Source organism: Saccharopolyspora thermophila (genome assembly GCF_014646075.1).
Lineage (GTDB): Bacteria > Actinomycetota > Actinomycetes > Mycobacteriales > Pseudonocardiaceae > Saccharopolyspora > Saccharopolyspora thermophila.
In genome coordinates this window covers 188381-209727 of record NZ_BMMT01000006.1, presented here as the reverse complement: position 1 = coordinate 209727, position 21347 = coordinate 188381, and the positions used below count along the sequence as shown (strand labels likewise).

At 70.8% G+C, this 21347-nt stretch carries 21 protein-coding genes; 9 read left to right on the top strand and 12 right to left on the bottom strand.

What is annotated here, in order from left to right:
* The first annotated feature begins 289 nt into the window (after positions 1 to 289).
* A complete protein-coding gene (locus IEY17_RS11220) occupies positions 290 to 457 on the top strand; it encodes a hypothetical protein (RefSeq protein WP_188987269.1) in 168 nt (55 codons plus the stop codon).
* A 368-nt stretch (positions 458 to 825) separates the two neighbouring features.
* On the opposite strand, the gene IEY17_RS11215 is transcribed toward IEY17_RS11220, so the two are convergent.
* From IEY17_RS11215 to IEY17_RS11200, 4 genes are all read right to left on the bottom strand, one after another.
* Positions 826 to 1992 (bottom strand): NAD(P)/FAD-dependent oxidoreductase, encoded by a 1167-nt coding sequence (locus IEY17_RS11215; protein WP_188987268.1) that lies wholly within the window; start codon positions 1990 to 1992, stop codon positions 826 to 828.
* Positions 1989 to 3422, bottom strand: a complete 1434-nt coding sequence (locus IEY17_RS11210; RefSeq protein WP_188987267.1) for a sodium:solute symporter family protein — start codon at positions 3420 to 3422, stop codon at positions 1989 to 1991. The genes IEY17_RS11215 and IEY17_RS11210 overlap by 4 nt, the downstream gene beginning before the upstream one ends.
* Before the next feature lie 230 nt (positions 3423 to 3652).
* Positions 3653 to 4786 carry an N-methyl-L-tryptophan oxidase gene (solA, locus tag IEY17_RS11205; RefSeq protein WP_188987266.1) on the bottom strand — a complete coding sequence of 378 codons (1134 nt, stop codon included), beginning with the start codon at positions 4784 to 4786 and terminating at the stop codon, positions 3653 to 3655.
* Positions 4787 to 4839: 53 nt separating this feature from the next.
* Positions 4840 to 5553 (bottom strand): GntR family transcriptional regulator, encoded by a 714-nt coding sequence (locus IEY17_RS11200; RefSeq protein WP_188987265.1) that lies wholly within the window; start codon positions 5551 to 5553, stop codon positions 4840 to 4842.
* Between the two features lie 46 nt (positions 5554 to 5599).
* Here IEY17_RS11200 and IEY17_RS25345 point away from each other — a divergent pair, with 46 nt between their 5' ends.
* Together IEY17_RS25345 and IEY17_RS11190 are read left to right on the top strand one after the other, a co-directional pair.
* Entirely contained in the window at positions 5600 to 6337 is a 738-nt protein-coding gene (locus IEY17_RS25345) for a CoA transferase (protein WP_308423974.1), read from the top strand.
* A 150-nt stretch (positions 6338 to 6487) separates the two neighbouring features.
* A complete protein-coding gene (locus IEY17_RS11190) occupies positions 6488 to 7813 on the top strand; it encodes an MFS transporter (RefSeq protein ID WP_188987264.1) in 1326 nt (441 codons plus the stop codon).
* 174 nt (positions 7814 to 7987) lie between these two features.
* Here IEY17_RS11190 and proS read toward each other — a convergent pair whose 3' ends face one another.
* From proS to IEY17_RS26070, 3 genes are all read right to left on the bottom strand, one after another.
* On the bottom strand, positions 7988 to 9427 hold the full coding sequence (proS, locus tag IEY17_RS11185; protein ID WP_188987263.1) for a proline--tRNA ligase: 1440 nt from the start codon (positions 9425 to 9427) through the stop codon (positions 7988 to 7990).
* Positions 9428 to 9528: 101 nt separating this feature from the next.
* Positions 9529 to 10668 carry a C45 family autoproteolytic acyltransferase/hydrolase gene (locus IEY17_RS11180; protein ID WP_188987262.1) on the bottom strand — a complete coding sequence of 380 codons (1140 nt, stop codon included), beginning with the start codon at positions 10666 to 10668 and terminating at the stop codon, positions 9529 to 9531.
* 77 nt (positions 10669 to 10745) lie between these two features.
* Positions 10746 to 10844, bottom strand: a complete 99-nt coding sequence (locus IEY17_RS26070; protein ID WP_229680037.1) for a UxaA family hydrolase — start codon at positions 10842 to 10844, stop codon at positions 10746 to 10748.
* 217 nt (positions 10845 to 11061) lie between these two features.
* Between IEY17_RS26070 and IEY17_RS11165 the strand changes: the two genes are divergently transcribed.
* The gene (locus tag IEY17_RS11165; RefSeq protein WP_188987261.1) at positions 11062 to 12201 is read left to right on the top strand and encodes an FAD-dependent monooxygenase; all 1140 of its coding nucleotides are present in this window, start codon (positions 11062 to 11064) and stop codon (positions 12199 to 12201) included.
* 114 nt (positions 12202 to 12315) lie between these two features.
* Here IEY17_RS11165 and IEY17_RS11160 read toward each other — a convergent pair whose 3' ends face one another.
* The 5 genes from IEY17_RS11160 to IEY17_RS11140 form a co-directional block, all read right to left on the bottom strand.
* Positions 12316 to 13152 carry a dienelactone hydrolase family protein gene (locus IEY17_RS11160; protein WP_229680036.1) on the bottom strand — a complete coding sequence of 279 codons (837 nt, stop codon included), beginning with the start codon at positions 13150 to 13152 and terminating at the stop codon, positions 12316 to 12318.
* 156 nt (positions 13153 to 13308) lie between these two features.
* A complete protein-coding gene (locus IEY17_RS11155) occupies positions 13309 to 13752 on the bottom strand; it encodes a GyrI-like domain-containing protein (RefSeq protein WP_188987260.1) in 444 nt (147 codons plus the stop codon).
* Positions 13753 to 13952: 200 nt separating this feature from the next.
* Positions 13953 to 14441 (bottom strand): SixA phosphatase family protein, encoded by a 489-nt coding sequence (locus IEY17_RS11150; RefSeq protein WP_188987259.1) that lies wholly within the window; start codon positions 14439 to 14441, stop codon positions 13953 to 13955.
* A 31-nt stretch (positions 14442 to 14472) separates the two neighbouring features.
* Complete coding sequence (locus IEY17_RS26065; protein WP_373289868.1) at positions 14473 to 14742, bottom strand: hypothetical protein; 270 nt, start codon at positions 14740 to 14742, stop codon at positions 14473 to 14475.
* 127 nt (positions 14743 to 14869) lie between these two features.
* On the bottom strand, positions 14870 to 16270 hold the full coding sequence (locus IEY17_RS11140) for an Nramp family divalent metal transporter (protein WP_188987258.1): 1401 nt from the start codon (positions 16268 to 16270) through the stop codon (positions 14870 to 14872).
* A 324-nt stretch (positions 16271 to 16594) separates the two neighbouring features.
* Between IEY17_RS11140 and IEY17_RS11135 the strand changes: the two genes are divergently transcribed.
* The 5 genes from IEY17_RS11135 (at position 16595) to IEY17_RS11115 (ending at position 21345) form a co-directional block, all read left to right on the top strand.
* Entirely contained in the window at positions 16595 to 17038 is a 444-nt protein-coding gene (locus tag IEY17_RS11135) for a DUF4383 domain-containing protein (RefSeq protein ID WP_188987257.1), read from the top strand.
* Between the two features lie 59 nt (positions 17039 to 17097).
* A complete protein-coding gene (locus IEY17_RS11130; protein ID WP_188987256.1) occupies positions 17098 to 17289 on the top strand; it encodes a hypothetical protein in 192 nt (63 codons plus the stop codon).
* A 92-nt stretch (positions 17290 to 17381) separates the two neighbouring features.
* Positions 17382 to 19745, top strand: coding sequence for a xanthine dehydrogenase family protein molybdopterin-binding subunit (locus IEY17_RS11125; RefSeq protein ID WP_188987255.1), 2364 nt, complete (start codon positions 17382 to 17384; stop codon positions 19743 to 19745).
* Between the two features lie 164 nt (positions 19746 to 19909).
* Positions 19910 to 20383, top strand: a complete 474-nt coding sequence (locus IEY17_RS11120) for a carboxymuconolactone decarboxylase family protein (protein WP_188987254.1) — start codon at positions 19910 to 19912, stop codon at positions 20381 to 20383.
* Between the two features lie 146 nt (positions 20384 to 20529).
* Positions 20530 to 21345 carry an alpha/beta fold hydrolase gene (locus tag IEY17_RS11115; protein WP_188987253.1) on the top strand — a complete coding sequence of 272 codons (816 nt, stop codon included), beginning with the start codon at positions 20530 to 20532 and terminating at the stop codon, positions 21343 to 21345.
* Positions 21346 to 21347: the final 2 nt, after the last annotated feature.

Here is a 21347-nt window from a genome sequence, read left to right as displayed (position 1 = left end):
TGCGAGCCGTCGGCGGACTTGAGCAGCCGAGTCGGTTCCGTTATCGAAGCGCGTCCTGCTCGTTGGGCTGGATAACACCGTCGGGTCATATGCATACGGACGACTTGTCAGGCCCCGCGGTACCTGTGCTTGGGTACTCCTCGCGTGGATCTCCGCATCCGTGGGATGAGTGGAAAGTGGCGGCGATCTCCGGAGTCGACGCCCGACGGAGAGAGGGGCGCCCGCCGTCGCCGTGCCGTGGAACACCCGCGGCGGTGGGCGTCGCCCCGGCAATCACGAGGAGTACGGCATGGGGGAGCAGTGGCCGGTCGTGGAGTGGACCGAGCAGGCGCCGATCTACGACGCACTCGCCGCGGAACTGTGTGACCCCGCCAGCACCGACTGGCGTTTCTCCGCGGCACCGACGTTCCTCGACCAGTTGACCGACGAGGAGCCAGGCACACCCCTTTCGAGCTAGGGCACGCGCGGGTGCCGAGTTCCCGCGGTGTTCGGCACCCGCCGCGGCGAAAGCTCCGGCCGGGCAGCCCGTGGCGGTCCGCCCGGCCCCACCGAGGTACTGCCCCCACCGGTGGAAAACGGGGCGGTGGCGGCCCCCTCTCACCCGGTACGCCACACGCCCCGTTCCCCCTGCCGCCCGGTTCCGCGCTGGTCGGGCGACATGGGAAGGCCCATGCTTCTCTACGACGTGTTGTGATCGGCAGATGCTCCGGACCGCTTTCACGCCAACGAGCTACCGCGCCTTCACACAGCAGGAGGGCAGATCGTTGGTCATCCCCACGATTACGAGTCGATTCCGGGAGCGGGACCCGCGCCCGGTCGCCCGCGTCACTGCTCGCCCGGGCGGCGGGCCGGTTGCAGGGGCGGGAGGTCATCGCGGCCGAGGAGGCGGTCCGGGCGGAATTCCGCCAGAGCCGGGGCCGGACTTCCGGTGACCAGCTCCTGGGCCGCCAACCTGCCCAGCAGCGGACCGAGGGTGATGCCACTATGGGTGGCGATCGCGTAGATCTTTCCGCTGCCGCCGAGGAATCCGGCGACGGTCAGACCGTCGGCGGGCATCGCGCGCTGGCCGACCCGCAGGGACTCCAGGCGGACGTCTCCGGTGCCCGCCAGCAGGTCGGTCAGGCGTCGGCAGAGTTCGTCGGCGAGCGGCCCATCCGGCGCGGGCGGGGCCGCCGGGTCGGCGTCCGCGTCGAGATCCAGCCCCTGCAGCACGAGGCGACCGCCACCGTCGGGGCGGACGTTGAGCCGCGGCGTGGTCAGGACCCTATCCAACCGGACCGGCAGTGGGGTGGTGTACCCGAGGAAGCCCACCGTCGCCGAGCCCGCGGCGTCCGGGTCGGCCATCGGGATGCGGTGGCCCGCCGCCGCGGTGAGCGGCTCCGTCCAGCGTCCGGTGGTGATCACGGCGGCGTCGAACGTGTCGGTATCGCCCGGTGTCTCGACCCGGACGCGACCGGCCACTTCGGACAGTCCGGTTACCTCGGCGGGACAGCGCAGTTCCGCGCCCAGATCGCACGCCTCGCCCCACAGCCGGGCCAGCAGCAGGGCCGGGATCACGTGCCCTTCGGTGGGGTAGTAGGCGATTTCTCGCACCTGGTCGGGGATTCGCAGGTCCGGGACGAGCTCGCGCGCCCGCGCCGGGCTGATCCACTCCACCGGGTAGTCGCGGTCGAGCAGTTCGGCCACCGACGCCGCCAGCCGTTCGGCGCCCGCGTCGTCCTCGGCCCACTCCAGGTTTCCGGTACCCGCGAACCACGCCGGGACCGGGCCGGGGGCGGCGGCCAGCTCGGCGTGCTCGGCCATCCCGGCGACGTTAAGGTCGTGGTAGGGGCGCGGGTTCTTGTGGTGCGAGTTGGTCCAGGCGAACGACGTGCCTGAGGTCCCGGCCAGCGGGCCGCGGCGTTCGTACACTGTCACCTCGGCGCCTGCCAGGGCCAGCGAGCGCGCGGCGCTCGCCCCCAGCACGCCGAGACCGATCACGGCGATATTCATGAGTTCCTCACCAGTTCCGTGCGGATTTCTGCCACGCGCGGGGCCGGGACGGCCAGCGCCAGTAGCACGACAGCCGACGCCGCGATGCCATACACGGCGTAGGGAACGGTCGTGTCCAGAGCGTGTGCGACCGCGCAGCCGGCGATCCCGGCGAGCATGCTCGCGATGGCCGCGGCCGGGCGCAGGCGCCGACGCCGGTGCAGCAGGTAGCCAAGGAAGATCGGCGCGGCCAGCGCGGCCGCCGAGTAGGCGTACGTGGCGACCAGCCAGGTCAGCGCGCGCGGGAACAGGATCGCCAGCACCGCGGCCAGGATCGAGACCCCCACCGTGATCAGCCGCGACAGCGCCACCGCCTGGCGCTCCTCCTGCGCCCGGCCCGCGATGTTCTGGTAGACGTCGCGGGTCAGGTTGGCCACCACCGACTGCAGCGCGGCGCCCGTGGTGGACACGATGGTCGACACCAAAAACGCGCCGAAGACGATCAGCAGCCACGACGGCAGCCGCGTGAGCAGCCAGCCCGCGGCGTCCTCCTCGTTGGCCAGCCCGGGATTCATCGAGTGCACCGCAAGTCCGATGCAGCCGGCGTAGACACCGCCGATGAGCATCGTCAGCCCGGACAGGCCGAGGCCGCGCCGGGCATCGGAGATCTTCTTGGTGGCGAACACCCGTTGGTAGTACAGCTGGTTGGTGAGCGTGCCCGGCAGGATCGCCGCGACCCACAGCCAGATCTGCTCCCAGCCGACCGCCGTGACGCCCTCCCAGCCCCACAGGCGTTGCGGCACGGTCTCGGTGATGTGGCCCCAACCGCCCGCCAGGTGGATGGCGTAGGCGGCGACCCCGATGGACATGGTGATCATGAACAGGCCGAACACGAAATCGGTCCAGGCCACCGAGGTCAGCCCGCCCGGCAGCACGAACAGCAGCGAGGCCACCATGATCACCAGCACCAGCGCGGTCGGCGGCAGCCCGGTCAACTGGCCGAAGAGCTGCGCGAAGGCGACGAACTGGGTCGCCAACCAGCCGAACGGGACCACCAGTGCGGCCAGCGCGGCGATCGCGGTGACCAGTTTGTGCTCACCGAACAGGCGGGTGATGATCTCCGGCACGGTGGTGAACCGCTGCTCGCGCAACCACTTCGCGATGAGCATCAGCACCAGGAAGCCGACCAGTACGCAGCCCTCGTAGACGAAGACCGACCAGCCGGACCGGTAGCCGATGCCGACGTGGGCGATGAGCACCCCGCCGCCGGTGGCGGTGGCGAACTGGGTGACGATCACGACCAGCAGCGGGAGCGACTCGCCCGCGGAGAGCCAGTCCTGTGCACCGCGCGCTCTTCGTCCGAAGTAGACGGACATGGCGATGCCGGAGCCGATCACAATGAGGCTGGCGATGACGATTCCGATGATCTGACCTGGGGAACCTGTGGGCATGGCTGCCTCCAGTTCGGGGGAAGAGTGCCGCAGAAGCCTTTTTCGAACTCGTTCTGCATGGGGGTCGTCTGGCGGAGCCTCAGCCGCCACCCGGACTGCGCCGACTCCGCCATGTCCGATGCGCGGTGTCGGCGTTGTCCTTGCCGGTCGGCGGCTGAAATTCCGTAGGTGGTCGATGTGTTCGGGTGTGCTGAGCGGCTACGCCGCTTCGAAGGTCAAAGCCGGGGACCTCACGTGCTGAAGCGACCGGGTTCCAGTGCGGCGATGTCGTGGTTGGTGGTGCCCCGCAGGACGAGATCGGCGCCGATCTCGCCGAACACCGGGGCGAGCTTGAAGCCGTGGCCGGAGAACCCGGTCAGCAGCGTGGCGTTGTGGTGCCCGGGTAGCGGGCCCACCAGGGCGTGCCCGTCCGGGGTGAACCCCTCGGCGAAGGTGCCGATGCGGATCGGGTGCGGAGTCACCCCGGGCAGCAGCCGTGCGACGGCGTCCGCGGCGGCCCGGGCGAACTCGGGTTCGGCGCTGCGCGGCAGATCGGCCGGATCGTCGAGCACGGGCCAGCCGAGGTGGTGCGGCACGATCTTGATCGAGACGCCGTCCAGTACCGGGAAGCAGGAGAACGCCGCGTCGCGGTGTCGGCGGATGGCCACCGGCAGCCGGTCGGGCTGGTGCGCGGCGGGGTCGCGCGCGGCGAACCAGCACGCGGTGATGCGGCGGATCTCGACCGGCAGGTCCCGCAACGGGGCCAACCGGCGGGCCCACGGGCCCGGGGCGAGGACGAGGTGGTCGGCGTCGAAGTCCGCGCCGACACTGATGATCCGCCAGCCGTTGCCGGTTTCCTCGACCGCGTCCACCGGGTGGTGCGGCAGCAGCGTCGCGCCGTCGCGCGCGGCCGCGCGGAGGGCGGCCTGCACCGCCGGTTCGGGCCGCAGCACCCCGGCCGCCGGGTCCAGCACAGCGATGTCGTCGTCGTCGAACCGGTGTTGCGGGAACCGCTGTCGCGCCTCCGGGGCGTCGAGGACCTCGTGATCGAGTTGGTGTTTCTCGGCGCAGTGCCGCACCGCGAGCACGTCGGGGTGGTCGGCCGGGCCGATGGTCAGGCCGCCGCACATCGTCAGCAGCGCGGTGGACGTGGTGGTTTCCAGGTCCCGCCAGAGCCGGCCCGCCCGCCGTAGGAGCGGGACGTAGTAAGAGCCCTCCTTGTAGGCGGTGCGGAAGATGCGGGACTCGCCCGCGGACGCGCCGCGGTCGTGCCCGGGGGAGTAGGTGTCGAAGGCGAGCACGCGGGCGCCGCGCCGGGCGAGCTGCCAGGTCGTCATGGCACCGATGACGCCGGTGCCGACGACCGCAACGCGTGGTGGGGTCATGGGCGCTCCTGGGAGTTGTCGCCGGATGTGGCCGAGGTGGAGCGGGAAGTTTCCTACGTGGACAGGACGGACTGCTCGATGAAGAACTCGACGAGGTCCGGGCGGATGATGTGCCACATCGCCTCGGCGAGCCCGCCGTCGGCCAGCCAGGTCAGCCGGCGCAGCCGGATCACGGCCTGACCGGGGGTGGTGCGCAGCTGGTCGGCGGTGGGCCGGTCGAGCAGGACCGGGTCGAGGTAGACCCGGGACTTCGCCGCCGGGATGCCGTGCCGGGCGAAGTAGTCGTGCACCGTCAGGTGCTCCAGGTCCTCCTCGAGGAGCCGGGGGGCGAGCGCGAAGGGGATCGCGGACAGCTCGACGGCGATCGGGTTGTCGTCGACGTCGAACTTCAGGCGCCGCAACTGGTGCACCGGCGCGTCCGCGGCGATGCCGGGCAGGTCCACGTCGGCGTCCCCGGCGGGCACCACGGTCGCGGTGTCGACCGCGTGCCGGCCCGGGATCTCCGGGCCCCGCAGCGTCGGGTTCACCAGGCGCAGCAGGTTCTCCTGCCGGGCGCCCGCGGCGACGAACGTGCCCCGTCGCCGGTGGCGTTCCACCAGCCCGGCCTGAGCCAGTTCGGTGAGCACCCGCTGCGCGGTGGTCCGGCTGACGGAGTACTGCTCCTGCAGCTCGGCCTCGGTGGGCAGGCGGGTGCCCGGTGGCAGCGCACCGGAGCGGATCTGCTCCTCCAGTTCGGTGCGGATGCGCAGGTAAGCCGGGATCGCCATGGGCGCAATCTAGCCTCGGCTCATTTGACCGGTCAATACGCTTTTTGTGCGAGTAATATTCGCGTTCGCCACCCGACAGCTCGCCGACCTCGGCGCCCGGGTGTTGGCGAACCGGGCGGAGCTGCGGGACGCCATCGAGGCGGTGTTCGCCGGGATGACCAGTGTGGAGATCGAGCAGCGCCTCGAGGAGACCGGCATCGCCCACGCGCGCATGCGCACGATGGCCGAGTTCGCCGACCACCCGCAGCTGGCGGCACGCGACCGGTGGCGCGAGGTGGTGGACTCCCCGGCGGGGCCGCTGCGCGCCCTGCTGCCGCCGGTGACGGTGGCGGGCCGCGAACCGCGCATGGACCCGATCCCGACGTGGGCCAGCACACCGAGGCGATCCTCGCCGAACTCGGCGAGGAAGCCACGGACTGAGCCGCACCGACACGCAGGGCTTGCACCGCGAGCACACCCCGTTCGAGGCTCAACGGAAACGCGCGCCGCGACCCGAGCTCATCACGCAAATGGCACCCCCCAAGAGAAGCCCCACGCAAGTTTCGGTCCTCACCACCGCCCACCCTTCGTCGGCTCCCACATTCCGGCAAACTTGGGAGATCTTGGATGTGGATGTTCCCAGGTTTCGGCAAACTTGAGAGCTCCCGTCGTCGGAACCCCGGACCCAGTCGGCACACCGCCGAAGTTTGAAAGTCCAGAGTGGACTCTTCGGCGTCACTGCGGGCCACGATTTTCGGTGTGCTGTCCTGGAAATCGTGCCGAATGTCGCGCGGTCGAGGCATGAGCGCGTCGCAGGCGCTCGGGTGCACGTCCGTGCGCGCCACCGGGTGTGGCGGAGTACACGTAATCCCGCGTCGCGCTGCGCCGACAAACCAGGTGAGTGACTGATCTTTCGCGATCATGTTCTTGGTACAGCTGAACAAGGAGGGTTTTTGTGGCTGCCGACCGACCGGAGCGTCGGGCCTGGTGGATCTGGAGCGCGGCGGTGGTCGCCTACCTCGCCGCGGTGTTTCACAGAGGCAGCTTGGGGGTCGCCGGGACGCAGGCGCTGGAGCGCTTCGACGTCGGTCCGGCCGCGCTGAGCGCATTCACCGTCCTGCAGGTCGGCATCTACGCCGGCATGCAGATTCCCACCGGTCTGCTGGTGGACCGGTTCGGACCGCGCCGGGTGATCACGGCCGCGGTCCTGTTGTTGGGCACCGGACAGGTGCTGTTCGCGATCGCCGCGTCCTACCCGATGGGCCTGGTCGCCCGCGCCGTGCTCGGCCTGGGCGACGCGTTGACGTGGGTGAGCATCCTGCGGTTGGTCGCGACGAGCTTCCCCGCCCGCCGCTACGCACTGGTGGCGACCGTGTCCAGCGCGCTGGGGGCGCTGGGCGGTGTGGCGGCCACGTTCCCGCTCGCGGCGGCGCTGCGGAGCCTGGGCTGGACCGCGACGTTCCTGCTGGTCGGCGCGCTGACGCTGGGATACGCGGTGATCACCTCGACGATGGTGCGCGACGCGGCCCCGGGGGACGCACCACCACGTCGCAGGGGCGCGGTGGTCCAGCAGGTGCGCACCGCGTGGTCGGTGCCAGGTACGCGGCTGGCGTTCTGGACGCACTTCTGCACGATGTTCACCTCCGGTGCGCTGACCCTGCTGTGGGGCTTCCCGTACCTGGTGGAGGGGCTGGGAGTGCCCGCGGCGACGGCGAGTGTGCTGCTGAGCGTGCTGATCATCGGCCAGGTGGTCGGCGGCCCGGTGGTGGGGGCGCTGATCGGCCGCCGCCCGGAGTGCCGGATGTGGATGGTGATGGGCTACCTGGGGGTCAACGCGCTGTCCTGGGCGCTGCTGCTGGGCTGGCCGGGAGGCCGGCCGCCGCTGGCCGTGATCGTCGCGACGTTCCTGGTGTTCGCCTTCGGTGGTCCGGTGTCGTCGGTGGCGTTCGCGCTGGTGCGTGACTACAACCCGGTGTGCCAGGTCGGCACGGCCACGGGCGTGGCCAACGCGGGCGGGCACTCCGCCACGGCTCTGGGGGTGCTGTGCGTGGGGCTGGTGCTGGACCTGGCGCAGGGCATGCCGGGCGGCTCGGAGTACCGGGTGGCGATGCTGACCCTGGTGGCGATGCTGCTGTTCGGCGCGTTCCGCACGGCGGTGTGGTGGCGCCGGGCGCGCGCGGAGGTGTTCGCGGCGCAGGCCCGCGGCGACGACGTGCCGGTGCTGCTGACCCGCCACCGCTGGGATCTGGACACGCCGCGCCGCACCCCCGTCGCGGCCTGACAACCCGTGGTGAGGGGCGCCCTCCGCCAAGCGACGTGCTGGAAGGGCGCCCCTGGTCTCTTCGCGGACAGGGAGTGCAGCGCAGGGCTTGCAGCGAGTCGGCGATCCAGGGCAACGCTGTCGGATCGCCGCCGCGCAAAGCCTGCCAGCGCTCGCCGTCGGTCTCGCCGTCGCCTAGTACGCGCGGCCGAACAACACCCGCCTTCCGTAGTCTCCTGGAAGACCACAACGGACACACTGTCCGGATTCTTCCGGGGCAGCAAGGGGAACGCATCGTGGTGTCGCGGCCGTGTCCTTCTTGATCTCCGCTTCGCACCCGACAGTGCCGCAGTGGAATGCGGCCGCCCAACCAACACCGACCGCGGCCGAGAACGCCGCCCAGTCATCAACCACCGCGGTGTGCGCGTCGCGGAACTCGGCGGCCCGGCGCAGCAGAAGCGCCTGGAAGTCCTCGAGCATGCCCGGCACGGCCTGGGGCACCGAGTCCAGCGGAAGTTGTTCCTTGCCCTCTCCGAGACGCCGTGCCACGGTGACGACCCCGACGGCAAGGTCGCGGGGTCCCAGCTCCAGCCGAACAGGCACACCTCGCAGTTCCCACTGGTTGAACTTGAACCCCGGGGAATGCTCGGTCCGGTCATCGACATGCGCGCGCACCGCCGCCGCCCGCAGCCGATCGCTCAACTCCTGGGCCGCCCACCGCGCCCGGTCCCCCTGCTCGCCACGACCGATCGGCACGATCACCACCTGGTGCGGCGCCAGGCGCGGCGGCAGCACCAAGCCGCGATCATCGCCGTGGGTCATGATCACACCACCCAGCATGCGGGTACTCATGCCCCACGACGTGGTGTGCGCATACGCGAGTTCGCCCGATTCGGTGGCGTAGCGGATGGCGAACGCACGCGCGACGTTCTCGCCCATGTAATGCGCCGTTCCGGCCTGCAGCGCCCGGCCGTCGCGCATCATGGCCTCGATGGTGAACGTGCGCACCGCGCCCGCGAACCGTTCGCCCGGCGTCTTCTCGCCCGCGACCACCGGGATCGCGGCGATCTCCCGCGCCACCTCGGTGTAGATGTCCAGGGCGAGCATGGTCTCGTCCATCGCGTTGGCGGCATCGGCGTGCGCGGTGTGGCCCTCCTGCCACAGAAACTCGCTGGTGCGCAAGAACATTCGGGGCCGCAGTTCCCAGCGGACCACGTTGGCCCACTGGTTGAGCAGCAACGGCAGGTCCCGGTGGGAGGAGATCCACTTGGCCATCATCTCGCCGATGACGGTCTCCGAGGTCGGGCGGACGACCAGCGGCTCGTCCAACGCCTTGCCGCCGGCGTGCGTCACGGCCGCCAGCTCGGGCGAGAAGCCCTCGACGTGCTCGGCCTCGCGCCGCAGGTAGCTCTCCGGGATCAGCAGCGGGAAGTAGGCGTTGTGGTGGCCGGTGCTCTTGATGCGCTGGTCGAGCTCCGCCTGGAGCAGCTCCCAGATCCGGTAGCCGTACGGTCGGATGACCATGGTGCCCCGCGCCGGTCCGCGATCGACCAGCTCGGCCTTGACGACCACTTCGTTGTACCAGGCGGAGAAGTCCGCGCTCTGTGGCGTCACACCACGTTCATCTCGTCCCATGCAGTGAGATTACCGGGCGTGTCCACCGAAATTACGCCGACGAGATCCGCGAGCCGGAACCGCACGCGATCACTCCATCCGGCGATCTTCCTCGCGTGCCGTCACCCCGTCGCGGGTGCTCCTGGGCCGTCGTGGAGGTTCCATGGCAGGAGCTGGTACTCCTCGGTGCACGGATTGCCCGCGGTCACGCGGTACTCACCCGTGGTGAGGTCGATGCAGTTGTGCAGCACCGTCGACCAGCGGCGCACCTCGGCGACGCGCTCGTCGGGGTGGGTACACACCGCGGCGGGGTAGCCGAAGTGGTCGGCGAAGGCTTCCCGGATGACCTGGCGCACGGCTTCGCTGGTGGTGGCTTCGCGAGCGCGGCGCAGCGCCGCGCTGATCCGCGGCACGCGGTACAGCGAGTCCACCGGCCGCGGGCGGTAGTCGGCGGCCAGCTGCGGCGGGACGAACGCCTGGTAGTGGTTGCCATGCACCAGGATTCCGCCCTCGGGGTACATCCAGCCGTGCGCGCCGGGGGTCGTCTCGACGTCGATGGCGAACCCGTCCCGGTGCGTCAGCAGGGCGTTGCTGGCGATCTGCTGGTCGGCGCGGCTGAGCACGTCCAGCGCCTCGTACACGGTCGCGGCGTCGAGGACCTTGCGGCGGATCAGCGGCTGCGGCAAGCCCCGCGTGGTGACGAAGCGGCCGCCGAGTCCGTTGGCGTTGAGCGCCAGGCCCGCCGAATTGGCGCCCTGGCGGCCGACCTGTCCGGCCTCCAGGTGCATCAGCACTGTCGGTTTGGGCGGCTGCACGATGCGGACCACGACGATCGTGTCGCTGATGCCGCACCGCCAGTCCCAGTTCTGCCCGCAGTACACGTGCCCGTCGCCGGTCGCCTCGGCCAGCAGCGCGAACGACGAGCAGCCGTCGGAGTCGAGGTCCTCGTCGGCGGGCAGGCGGTCGCGGACGAGTTCACCGCGCGCGTTGAGCGCCAGGATGTCGGTCAGCTCGACGCCCGCGCCCTCGGCGATGCCGGTCATCTCCTCGACCAGATCGGGCGCGAAGCGGCGGCAGGGTTCGAGCAGCCCGGCCACGCGCTCGGTGACCTGCGGCCAGCACAAGCCGGTCGCGGTGCCGATCGCATCGGCGTAGAACGCCAGCGCGCTGCCGATCTGGCCGCGCGCGAACTCGCCGTGCTGGCGGCCGCGCTCGCGCGCGCTGCCGCGCAGCTCGACAAAGGGAATGGTCAGGTCACGCATCGGACTCCTCGCAGGGGTGGCGACAGGTCCTCCCGGACCGCATCCGGGGTCGTGCGTCAGAGCACTGTGGACAGCTGTCAGGGGACGAACTCCTCTTCGCCGTAACCGAGTTCCTCGCTCTTGGTCCGCTCACCCGACGCCACCCGGAGGATGTGCTCGAAGATCCGCTGCCCCATCTGGTGAACTGATGCTAGTCCGCGGGCGCCGTGCTTGTCACCACAGACCGGCCCGCGCGGGCAGCGCCCCGACGTAGCAGGCATTGCGCAGCCGGAAACAGTAAGGAAGACAACGGGTAAAGGTCCCGGTCGTCAGCTCGTGCACCGCGGGCGGGTCCTCGCGGTGGTACCCGGCGATCGAGTCGTAGAGTCCGCTACAGGTGTAGAGGAGGGCGGGATGCGGCACGCGGTGGTGGTCGGTGGCGGGATCGGCGGGCTGGCCACGGCGGTCGGTCTGCACCGGATCGGCTGGCGGGTTTCGGTGCTGGAGCAGGCCCCCGAGTTCGGCGCGATCGGCGCGGGGATCACGTTGTGGCCCAACGCGGTGCGTGCCCTGGACGCGCTCGGGTTCGGCGACGGGGTGCGTGACCTCGGCAGCGCGCGACTGTCCGCCCGGCTCTGCGCGGCCGATGGCCGGTGGCTCACCACGCTGGACGGTGCCCGGATCAAGCGGTTGCTCGGTGGACCGGTGCTCCCGGTCCACCGAGCCCAGCTGCACCAGCTGTTGCTGGACGCCTTGCCTGCGGACGCGCTGCACGCGGGTCTGCGGGTGCGCGGGATTGGCCGGGACGGCTCCGTGCCGGGGTTGGACCTGCCGCCCGCCGACCTGGTCGTCGGAGCGGACGGCATCAACAGCCGGGTGCGCGCGCAGTACTGGCCGCGCGCACCGCGGCCGCGCTACGCCGGTCTTACCGCCTGGCGGGCGATCGCGGACCACCGCCGCGGGACCGACATCGTGATGACCTGGGGGCGCGGAGCCGAGTTCGGCGAAATCCCGCTGGTGGACGGGCGGACCTACTGGTTCTTCGCGGCGCGCGCCCCGGCCGGCGAACGCAACCCCGACGAGCACGCCCATCTCCTGCGCCACCTGGCTTCGTGGCACCCGTCGATCACCGAGCTGATCGCCCGAACCCCACGGGAAGCGGTGCTGCGCCACGACATACACCACCTCCCGGGACGACCGGATTCCTATGTGGATGGAAACGTGGCGCTGCTCGGCGACGCCGCGCACGCGATGACGCCGAGCCTCGGCCAGGGCGGCTGCCAGGCGCTGGAGGACGCTGCGGTGCTGGTCGCCGCCTGCGCGGCGCACCACGACGTGCCGACCGCCCTCGCGCGCTACGACGCCGAACGCCGCCGGCGCACCCGACTCGTCGCGCGCGCCTCCTATCTGGCTGGGCGCTTCGGCCCGTACCTGGCCAACCCCGCCGCCGTCGCCGCGCGAGACCTCGGGGCGCGGCTGCTGCCCCAGCGGCTGGCGATCCGCACGTTCCAGCACGTCAGCGACTGGACGCCGCCGCGGGTCGCGGCGGAGTAGGCCGCGGCCGAAGGGAGGAGGCGGCGAGTGGCGGATGCGGTGCGGTCGGGGCTGCTGCTTCCCGGAGGTGGCGTGGACCGAACGGCTGTACGTTGCCACCTCGGCGATCAGCCGTCAGGTGGCGAAGTACGGCCGCGAGTTTCCCGCGACGTCCCGCAGCACGGCGAGTACCCGGCGCCACGCGTCTGCCGCCGCCTCGGCGTGCTCGTGCTGGTGCGTGTCAAAGAAGCCGTGCGGCGCGCCGGGATACGTGACGATCTCGTGCGGCACGCCGTGCGCGGTCAGCGCCGCCTCGAACGCCGCCACCATGCTGGCGGGGATGTGCTCGTCCGCGCCGCCGAACAGCCCCAGGATCGGGGCTTGCAGCTCGGCGGCCAGCTGCGTCGGCCCGGGCGCGTCGCCGATCGGGTCGGTCACGCCGTAGAAGCCGATCGCGGCGGCCAGGCCGAACTTCGGCATCGCCGTCTGGAACGCCAACCGGCCGCCGAAGCAGAATCCCAGCGAGACGACCGAGGTGCAGCCGCCGGAGCGCAGGTGCTCGATTCCCGCGGTGATGTCGGCGTGCAGGGTTTCCCTGGTGAGCTTCATCAGGTGGGGCAGCAGCACGGCCATGTCGGCGAAGTGTGGGCGCTGCGCGTGCGAGATCCCCGCGGTGCGGCCGTAGTAGTCGAGCGCGACGGCGGCGAATCCCTGCTCCGCGAGCCGTTGCACGAGCTGGGCGTAGAAGTCGGACAGCCCGCGGTTGTCCGGCAGGACCACGACTCCGACACCGCGCGACCGCCCCGGTACGGCGGAATGAACGGCGAATCCGGTGCCGTCCGCGGAGGTGAGCACCAGCTGCGCCGTGGTCGCGCGGGTCAGCGGGGTGTCCTCGATCGGTGGCAGGGCGGTGGCGTCGTAGCACACGAGTGGCGGTTCCCTCCGCTCGAAAAGAACAGGATCGAGCGCCACGATACAACCAACACCTCGCAGTATATCAGAGAAACAAAAATTCCACAATGGATTTCCGATAACGGCTTCGTGTCGGTTTTCGAGTGCGGCCACTCCGGGCGAGGCGGCCGTCGACGAGGCGAGCCAGACCCCCAGGGCTGACACGCACGACCGACGTCAGCTCGCGAGGGTCAGGTTGAGTTCGGTACGTAGGTCGCGGGGATCCATGTCGGGTGTGGGTTTCGTCAGGTAGACCTCCCACCTCGTCGTTCCTGCATCGAGTCCCTGGTCGTGGACCCAGGTGTTCAGGCGTGCCCAGGACGCGGCGAGCCCGTCGAACCCACCGCAGTGCATGAGTCGGGCGATGCGTCCGCCGGGCAGGGAGCCGGCGGACGCATCGCCGGCATGACGGATCGCACGGTCCGTGGGGAATCCGACCTCGAGATCGACGGTTTTCGCGACAGGTCCGTGGTAAAGGCAGAACGCGGATCCGACGATGCCGATTTCCTGGGCAGAGATCGTCTCTTGCAGCGTGCGGAACGAGGTGTCGAAGAACTGCGCCAGATCGGTCGTCGAGATGACGCGGCGGATGGTCGCGGTGATCGATGGCTGGATCGTCATCAGGACAGGTTCGGTGGCGTCTGGTCGGCTCTCGGATGCACTATTGGTCACTTCGTCAACCTCCGGTCTGCATGTCTTTTCGATGGTGACCAGCAGGCAGCGTGAAACTCATCGCTCGGCTCCCAGACTGCCGCGTCTGTCGGGTCCGGTGCGGTCGACCGCGGCGTGCGCAATGCCTCGCCCGGTCGCCTCGCTGGGCATCAGCCGCGGGCTATCGCGCAGGCGGGGGCACCGGCCCAGTGCTCGCCCGCTTCGGACCAGGGCGCGTGGGTGCTCAGCATCGCGATCGCCGCGGTCTTGAGCTCAGCCGGCTTGCCGGTCAGCAGGTGGACCAGGTCTTCCAGGCCCGGGTTGTGGCCGATGAGCGCCGCCGTCATCACCAGGGGCGGGAGTTCGCGGATCACGTCCAGCAGTTGGCTCGCCGAGGCGGCGTAGAGCCGGTCGTCGTAGCGGACCGTTGGCCGGACCGGGATCTCCGGGGCCACCAGTTCCCAGGTCTCCCGGGTGCGGCGGGCCGGTGAGCACAGCACCAGTTCGACCGGCACGCTGTGCTTGCGCAGCCACCGGCCGACGACGGGCGCGTCGCGGCGGCCACGGTCCGCCAGCGGCCGGTCGAAGTCCTCGACGTCCGCCGGCCGCGCGGACTTCGCGTGCCGGATCACCACCAGTCTGCGCTGCGCTTCCGCCATGTCGTCCCACCTGCTCGCCGCGGTCGTTCGCCTACCACCGTAGAGCGCCGCGGCGGCGGACGCGATGCCCACCGGCTCCGGGACGCGGCAGCCCGATTCCGCAGTCCGGAACGTATGGATTCACGGCCGCTTCCCCCGCGCTGCGGTTCCGGACTACAAAGCCTTCTCGAACCAGTGCTCGGTTGGGGGCGTCGGCGATCGCCGAGTCGATCTCGGCTTCGGTGGCGGGGCGGCCGTAGTAGCGGCTGGCCACGTCGTCGGTGTACTCGCGCAGCAGGCGCATGGCGACGGAATCGTCCACATCGACCGCCGCGATTGTCCAGGAGAGGACCCGATCCCGATTATCGTCGTCCGTCCAGCGAATTTCGGCACACAGGCGCGGGCGCCACCGGCCACCCGGTCCGCGGTGCCCCGGCGCCTGGCCGCGGTCAGCCGAACTCGACGCCGAAGACGTTCAGCAGGCTGTAGAGGCCCAGCAGGCTGATGGCGATGCTGCTGATCACCAGCAGTGCGTTGAACGACCGGGAGCCGTGCAGTCGCCGGTCCACCTGGGTGTTGCGCAGGTACCACGTCGCGACCACGACGGCGGGCAGGAAGATCCCGGTCATGATGCCGCCAATCTGCACCATGATCACCGGCGAGTTGATGAACAGGTAGGCCGCGCCCCACAGCAGCGGCAGGCCCACCGTGAAGCCGCGGATCCACTTCTGCCGGGAGGCGGCGTTCTTCCAGTCCACCACGCCCAGTTCGGCCAGGACGTTGGTGTACATCCGGGCCCAGCTGGGAATCGACGCCCACAGGGTGGAGCCGAGTACCGCGATCGCGCCGATCAAAAACGCGGCGGCCGCCCACTCGCCGATGACGTCGGTGTACATCTGCGACAGCGTGGTGATCATCTCGTTGCCCTCGAGCACCAGGCCCTGCGGGTTCAGCACGGCCGCGCCCATGATGAAGAAGGCCAGCGTGCTGAAGGTGTAGATGACCCAGGACAGGAAGATGTCCTTGTACATCACCTTGATCCAGCCCCGGGCACGGCGGTGCCACTCCTCGCTGCCGTCGTTGGGGCCGACCCACCGCGCGTAGCCCTTCTCGACGCACCAGTAGGTGTAGAAGGTGATCTCGTCGGCGCCGACACCGGTGATGCCGAACATGGCGACCGCGGCCCCGATCGCCCCGGCCGGAATGGTGAAGGTGAGCCCGCTGAGCAGGTCGCCGCCGCCGTAGCCGAACGGGGTGAACGGCAGGCCCAGGGCGATCACCACGGTGGCCACCGAGAACACCGCGACCAGAGCGAACGCACCGCGCTCGATCAGGCTGTAGCTGCTGGTGTAGAGCAGCGCGATGCTGCCGACCACGACGATGACCGTCCACACCGTCAGCGAGGTGGAGCCGAGCGGGTCGTCGCCGACCGGCACGAGCATGCTCAGCGCGACCGCGGTGCCGCCGACGATGCCGCCCACCTGCAGCAGTTTGGACAGCGCCATCAGCATCCACAGCAGGTTGATCCAGCCGACCCGGCCGAGGCGCGGAGGGACCTGGTTGAACCCGGTCAGCGCGGGTTTGCCGGTGATGATGGTCCAGCGGGCCAATTCGGCCTGCACCGCGACCTTGACGGCGGTGGAGAGGATGACCATCCACAGCAGGGCGAAGCCGACCTGCGCGCCGAGTGCCGTGGTGGCGATGAGCTCACCGGAGCCGACGATGGAGGCGCTGACGATCAAGCCGGGGCCGAGGTATCGAAGGCTGGCCTTCCAGCCCCGCGGAGGCTCCTTGATGCCGTCCGCGGTGAGAACGTACGGATCGTCACCGGTCGCGACGGGTGTTCCCATCGGGCACTCCTTTGTGCGTCCCGGAATTTTCACATATGTGAAATACGACGTGTGGATGTGAAAGCTACCGTTGCGAACGGACCCGGTCAACGGCCGAAACGAGATGCGGTCGCCGATCGCCCCCCGTGCTCAGGCCGACCGCCGCGCGCACCGGTGCGGGGCGGAGGTGCGCGAGCCCTCCGGCGAGGTGTCATCTGCCTGAAGCAGTCGAGTGGTCGTGAGAAGTACAGCCGCGCCCCGTGCGGGCCAACGCGCCGTGGTGTTCGCACCGTGGTGTTTTCGACCGGTGGGTGCCGGGCACTCCCGGGGCGGAGGTGGCCGATGATGGCGACGCGGACTCGCGGGGCAGCCGCGTGGCAGGTCGTGCTGGTCGCGCAGGGGCTGGTGCTGGTGGTGCTCGGCCTGGCCGGGTTGGTCAGCGGCGGGTGGCAGACGTCGGGCGACTACCCGGCGCTGTGGATCTTCCAGTTCAACGCGGCGCACAGCAGCCTGCTGCTGGGCTGGGGCGTGCTGGCGGTGGTCGCGTCCTGGTGGCGGTGGAGCACTGCCGCGTTCGCTGCGGCGCAGATGGTCGGCGGAATCCTGCTGTTCCTCTACGGCACCGCGGAAAGCACCGTGGGTGAGAGCAGGACCGTGCTCTCCCTGGACCCGGCCGAGAACTTCCTGCACGCCGGACTGGCGGTGCTGGGTTTCCTGATCCTCTGCGGGGTGGCCTCGGCTCCGGCGCGGGGACCCCGGCCACGGCGAGCCGTCCACCATGGGCACTGAGGTGATGGGAACTCCCACGTGCACCGGTGGTCGCCGACCACAACGGACCTGAGCCCGGCATGCCGACCGGGCGACTGCTCGGGGGCGAGTGCCTCCCGCTGCTGGAACCGAACGCTGCGCACCGGTTCGGTGCCGCGCACCGTGAACTGCCCCGGGCGGCCGGTGTGCCCGGTGCCGCACCCCGGCGCCCGCTGTCCGACGTGGAAACCCTCCTGCGCAATGTGACCGGAGTGGACCTGGTGTCGGCGTGACGCGCGGGAATTTTCGCCGGGCGTTCGCCGTTGCCTCCGCAGCCGGTTTTCGTCGCTGCTTGGCGACCATACGACGAATAGGGTTTCGCAACATGGTGGGTTCATTGCTGGGGACCGAAGTCCAACGGGTCGAGGACCCGGAACTGCTCCGTGGTCGGGGCACCTACGTCGCCAACCTCCAGCTGGAGGGTGTGCTGCACCTCGGTTTCGTCCGGTCGCCGGTGGCGCACGCCAAGCTCGTCAGCGTCGACGTCAGCGCGGCCGCCGCCGCGCCGGGCATCGTCGCCGCGTTCAGCGCGGCCGAGCTGGACGTGCCGATCCCGCCACCGTTCATCGAGGTCAACCCGCGCTGCGCGCGGCCTCCGCTGGCCACCGACCGGGTCCGGTTCGTCGGCGAGGCGGTGGCCGTGCTCGTCGGGGAAAGCGCCGCGGCGGTCGCCGACGCGCTGGAACTGGTCGACGTCGACTACGAGCCGCTGCCCGCGGTCGCCGACCCGGAGCAGGCGCTGGAGCCCGACGCCGAACCGCAGTTCCCCGAACTCGGGTCGAACATCGCCGCCGGGTACCGCGACCCGGCGGGGGCGGACGTGCTGGAGGGGGCCGACGTGGTGGTGCGCGCCCGCATCGAGAACCAGCGCGTCGCGGTGGTGCCGCTGGAGGGCAACGCGATCGCGGTGGAGCCCGGCGGGCCCGACCAGGACTACGACGTCACCGTGCATGTGTCGACGCAGATGCCGCACGGCGTGCGGGATGGTGTGGTCAAGGCGTTCGGCCTGGACCCGGAGCGGGTGCGGGTGATCGCGCCGCACGTCGGCGGTGGGTTCGGCGGCAAGGCCGGGCTGATTTCGGAGTACGCCGTCGCCATCGCGGTCGCGCAGCGGCTGGGGCGGCCGGTGAGGTGGGTGGAGACCCGCTCGGAGAACATGCAGGCCATGCCGCACGGCCGCGCGCAGGTGCAGTACGCGGAGCTGGGGCTGCGCCGCGACGGCACCATCGTGGGGCTGCGCTGCCGCGTCATCGGCGACGCCGGCGCCTACGCGGGCTTCGGCGGCTCGCTGGCGCTCGGCTCGACGCGGACGATGGCACAGGGCGTGTACCAGATCCCGAAGATCAGCTACGACGCGGTGGCGGCGCTGACCAACACCACTCCGGTGGGCGCGTTCCGGGGCGCCGGGAGGCCGGAGGCCGCGGCGATGCTGGAGCGCATGATGGACCTGGCCGCGGCCGAGCTGGAGATGGACCCGGTGGAGCTGCGCCGCCGGAACTTCCTCCCGCCGGACGTCTTCCCGCACAAGACGGTGGTGGGCGCCCACTACGACAGCGGGAACTTCGACCTTCCGCTGACCGAGGCCCTGCGGCAGGCCGACTACGACGCGCTGCGCGCCGAGCAGGCCCGGCGCATCGCCGCCGGTGAGAAGGTGCTGCTGGGCATCGGGATCGCCGCCTACGTGGAGATCACCGGCGGTGGCGCCGGTGAGTACGCCGAGGTGGAGGTGCACGAGCACGGCGCCCGGATCAAGGTGGGCACCTCCGCGCACGGCCAGGGCCACGCCACGTCGTTCGCGATGATCGTGGCCGACACCCTCCGCATCCCGATGGAGTCGATCGAGTTCGTGCAGTCCGACACCGCCGAGGTGCCGCGCGGTTTCGGTACCGGCGGGTCCCGGTCGCTGCAGCTCGGCGGCAGCGCGGTCCGGCAGGCCGGGGAGCGGGTGCTGCAGCAGGCCAAGGAGCTCGCTGCGGCCCGGCTGGAGGCGTCGGTGGACGACATCGAGCTCACCGACAGCGGCGAACTCGGCGTGGCCGGGGTGCCGAGCGCGACGATCCCCTGGGCGGAGCTGGCCCGTGCCGCCGCGCAGGACGGCGACCGGCTGGCGGCGGAGGTCGACTTCGCGCCGGACGGCGCGACGTTCCCGTTCGGCGCGCACGTGTCGGTGGTCGAGGTGGACGTGGAGACCGGGTTGGTGCGGCCGGTGCGGCACATCGCGGTGGACGACTGCGGCCGGGTGCTCAATCCGCTGATCGTGCGCGGCCAGCAGCACGGCGGCGCGGTCCAGGGCATCGCGCAGGCCCTGTGGGAGCAGGTGACCTTCGACGCCGAGGGCAACCCGGAGACCGGCACCCTCGCCGACTACACCATCCCGTCGGCGGCCGACCTGCCGTCCCTGGAGGTGTTCAACACGCAGACCCCAAGCCCGCGGAACCCGTTGGGCGCCAAGGGGATTGGCGAGTCGGCCACGATCGGCTCGACGCCCGCGGTGCAGAACGCGGTGGTCGACGCGCTGCGCCACCTCGGGGTGCGGCACATCGACATGCCCGCCACGCCGGAGCGGGTCTGGAAGGCGATCCAGGAAGGCGCGAACGCCCGGTACTGGCAGGAACCGCCGGCGGTGTTCGCCACCCTCCCGGTCCGCGGGGCGAACACCCCGGACGACGCGGACGAAGCCGTCGTCTGACCCGGTGCGCGAAGGGCGCCTCCGGCCACGTGGTCGGAGGCGCCCTCGCGTTCGGTAGAATCGGGGTGGCGCACGTCACATCCCTTCGGCTCGTCGGTCGGTCACATCGCTGCGCGCCCACTCGTCAGTGCTGTGTCAGGGTCGAACACAGCAAGGAGATCAGCATGCAAGCGCGTCTCGACTACGCGAGCAGCCCGGTCGCGGCCAAGGTCATGAAGCACATCGTCGCGGCGGGCAAGGCCGTGGCGGACTCGACGCTGCCGGCCGCGACGCAGCACCTGGTGGAGATCCGGGCCAGCCAGATCAACGGCTGCGGCTTCTGTATCGACATGCACACCAAGGACGCCGCGCACGCCGGGGAAAGTGCGGTGCGCCTCAACCTGGTCGCGGCCTGGCGGGAGGCCACGGTGTTCACCGAGGCCGAGCGCGCCGCCCTGGAACTGGCGGAACAGGGCACCCGCATCGCCGACGCGGCCGGTGGCGTCACGGACGAGGCGTGGGCGAACGCGGCCAAGCACTACGACGAGGACCAACTGGCCGCACTGGTGTCCCTCATCGCCCTCATCAACACCTGGAACCGTCTCAACGTCATCGCCCAGCGGCCCGCCGGTGACTACCAGCCGGGGCAGTTCGGCTGATCGGGAGCACCCGGGCCCGGGCACGCTCCGGGCCCGGGCGGTGGCCGCCGGTGTCGGCCGGGGTTTCCCGCAGCGGTTGCGGTAGGTGCGCATGTGTGGCGTGCTCCGTAGCGGGAATCAGCGTCGATTCGGTAGTGGAGGGCATGATGGGATGGGAAGTGCCCGAGCGGTACGAGTCGCCGCACGGAACGGTCCGGTGGGCCGTCCTCGGGGACGGTGATCCCGTCGTGCTGCTGCACGGCACGCCGTTCTCCTCCTACGTCTGGCGGGACGTCGCCGCCGTGCTCGCTGCGCGGCACCGGGTGTTCGTCTGGGACATGCCCGGCTACGGCCGATCGGAGATGCGCGACGACCAGGTCGTCTCCCTCGCCGCACAGCAGGAGGTCTTCATCGGTCTGCTGCGGCATTGGGGCCTGTCGGCCCCGGCCGTGGTCGCGCACGATGTCGGCGGTGCGGTGGCGCTGCGCGCTGCCCTGCTCGACGGAGCCCGCTACGCACGCCTGGCGCTGGTCGACGCGGTCAGCGTCCGGCCGTGGGGATCGGAGTTCTTCCGCCTGGTGCAGCAGCAGGCGCCGGTTTTCGCCGCGCTGCCGCCGACACTGCACGAAGCCCTCATCCGCCGGTACATCACGACGGCGGCGCACCGGGAACTGCGCGCCGAGGTGCTGGACGCCCTGGTGGAGCCGTGGCTGGGCGAGGTGGGCCAACCGGCGTTCTACCGCCAGATCGCCCAGGCCGACGAACGCTTCACCCGCGAGGTCGAGGACCGCTACGCGGACCTGGACTGCCCGGTGCGCATCGCCTGGGGCGTCCGCGACGAGTGGCTGCCGCAGGACCGGGCCCGCGACCTGACCCGCCGCATCCCGCACGCCGACCTCACCTGGATCCCCGAAGCCGGCCACCTCGTCCAGGAGGACAATCCCGCCGCCCTGACCGCATTCCTCATGAGGTTCCTGGGATGACG

Excerpts from the sequence above, each read along its gene's own strand:
- IEY17_RS11220 (WP_188987269.1), top strand. The coding sequence starts at position 290 with ATGGGGGAGCAGTGGCCGGTCGTGGAGTGGACCGAGCAGGCGCCGATC.
- IEY17_RS11215 (WP_188987268.1), bottom strand. The coding sequence starts at position 1,992 with ATGAATATCGCCGTGATCGGTCTCGGCGTGCTGGGGGCGAGCGCCGCG.
- IEY17_RS11210 (WP_188987267.1), bottom strand. The coding sequence starts at position 3,422 with ATGCCCACAGGTTCCCCAGGTCAGATCATCGGAATCGTCATCGCCAGC.
- solA (WP_188987266.1), bottom strand. The coding sequence starts at position 4,786 with ATGACCCCACCACGCGTTGCGGTCGTCGGCACCGGCGTCATCGGTGCC.
- IEY17_RS11200 (WP_188987265.1), bottom strand. The coding sequence starts at position 5,553 with ATGGCGATCCCGGCTTACCTGCGCATCCGCACCGAACTGGAGGAGCAG.
- proS (WP_188987263.1), bottom strand. The coding sequence starts at position 9,427 with ATGGGACGAGATGAACGTGGTGTGACGCCACAGAGCGCGGACTTCTCC.
- IEY17_RS11180 (WP_188987262.1), bottom strand. The coding sequence starts at position 10,668 with ATGCGTGACCTGACCATTCCCTTTGTCGAGCTGCGCGGCAGCGCGCGC.
- IEY17_RS26070 (WP_229680037.1), bottom strand. The coding sequence starts at position 10,844 with ATGGGGCAGCGGATCTTCGAGCACATCCTCCGGGTGGCGTCGGGTGAG.
- IEY17_RS11165 (WP_188987261.1), top strand. The coding sequence starts at position 11,062 with ATGCGGCACGCGGTGGTGGTCGGTGGCGGGATCGGCGGGCTGGCCACG.
- IEY17_RS11155 (WP_188987260.1), bottom strand. The coding sequence starts at position 13,752 with ATGACGATCCAGCCATCGATCACCGCGACCATCCGCCGCGTCATCTCG.
- IEY17_RS11150 (WP_188987259.1), bottom strand. The coding sequence starts at position 14,441 with ATGGCGGAAGCGCAGCGCAGACTGGTGGTGATCCGGCACGCGAAGTCC.
- IEY17_RS11140 (WP_188987258.1), bottom strand. The coding sequence starts at position 16,270 with ATGGGAACACCCGTCGCGACCGGTGACGATCCGTACGTTCTCACCGCG.
- IEY17_RS11135 (WP_188987257.1), top strand. The coding sequence starts at position 16,595 with ATGGCGACGCGGACTCGCGGGGCAGCCGCGTGGCAGGTCGTGCTGGTC.
- IEY17_RS11130 (WP_188987256.1), top strand. The coding sequence starts at position 17,098 with ATGCCGACCGGGCGACTGCTCGGGGGCGAGTGCCTCCCGCTGCTGGAA.
- IEY17_RS11125 (WP_188987255.1), top strand. The coding sequence starts at position 17,382 with ATGGTGGGTTCATTGCTGGGGACCGAAGTCCAACGGGTCGAGGACCCG.
- IEY17_RS11120 (WP_188987254.1), top strand. The coding sequence starts at position 19,910 with ATGCAAGCGCGTCTCGACTACGCGAGCAGCCCGGTCGCGGCCAAGGTC.
- IEY17_RS11115 (WP_188987253.1), top strand. The coding sequence starts at position 20,530 with ATGGGATGGGAAGTGCCCGAGCGGTACGAGTCGCCGCACGGAACGGTC.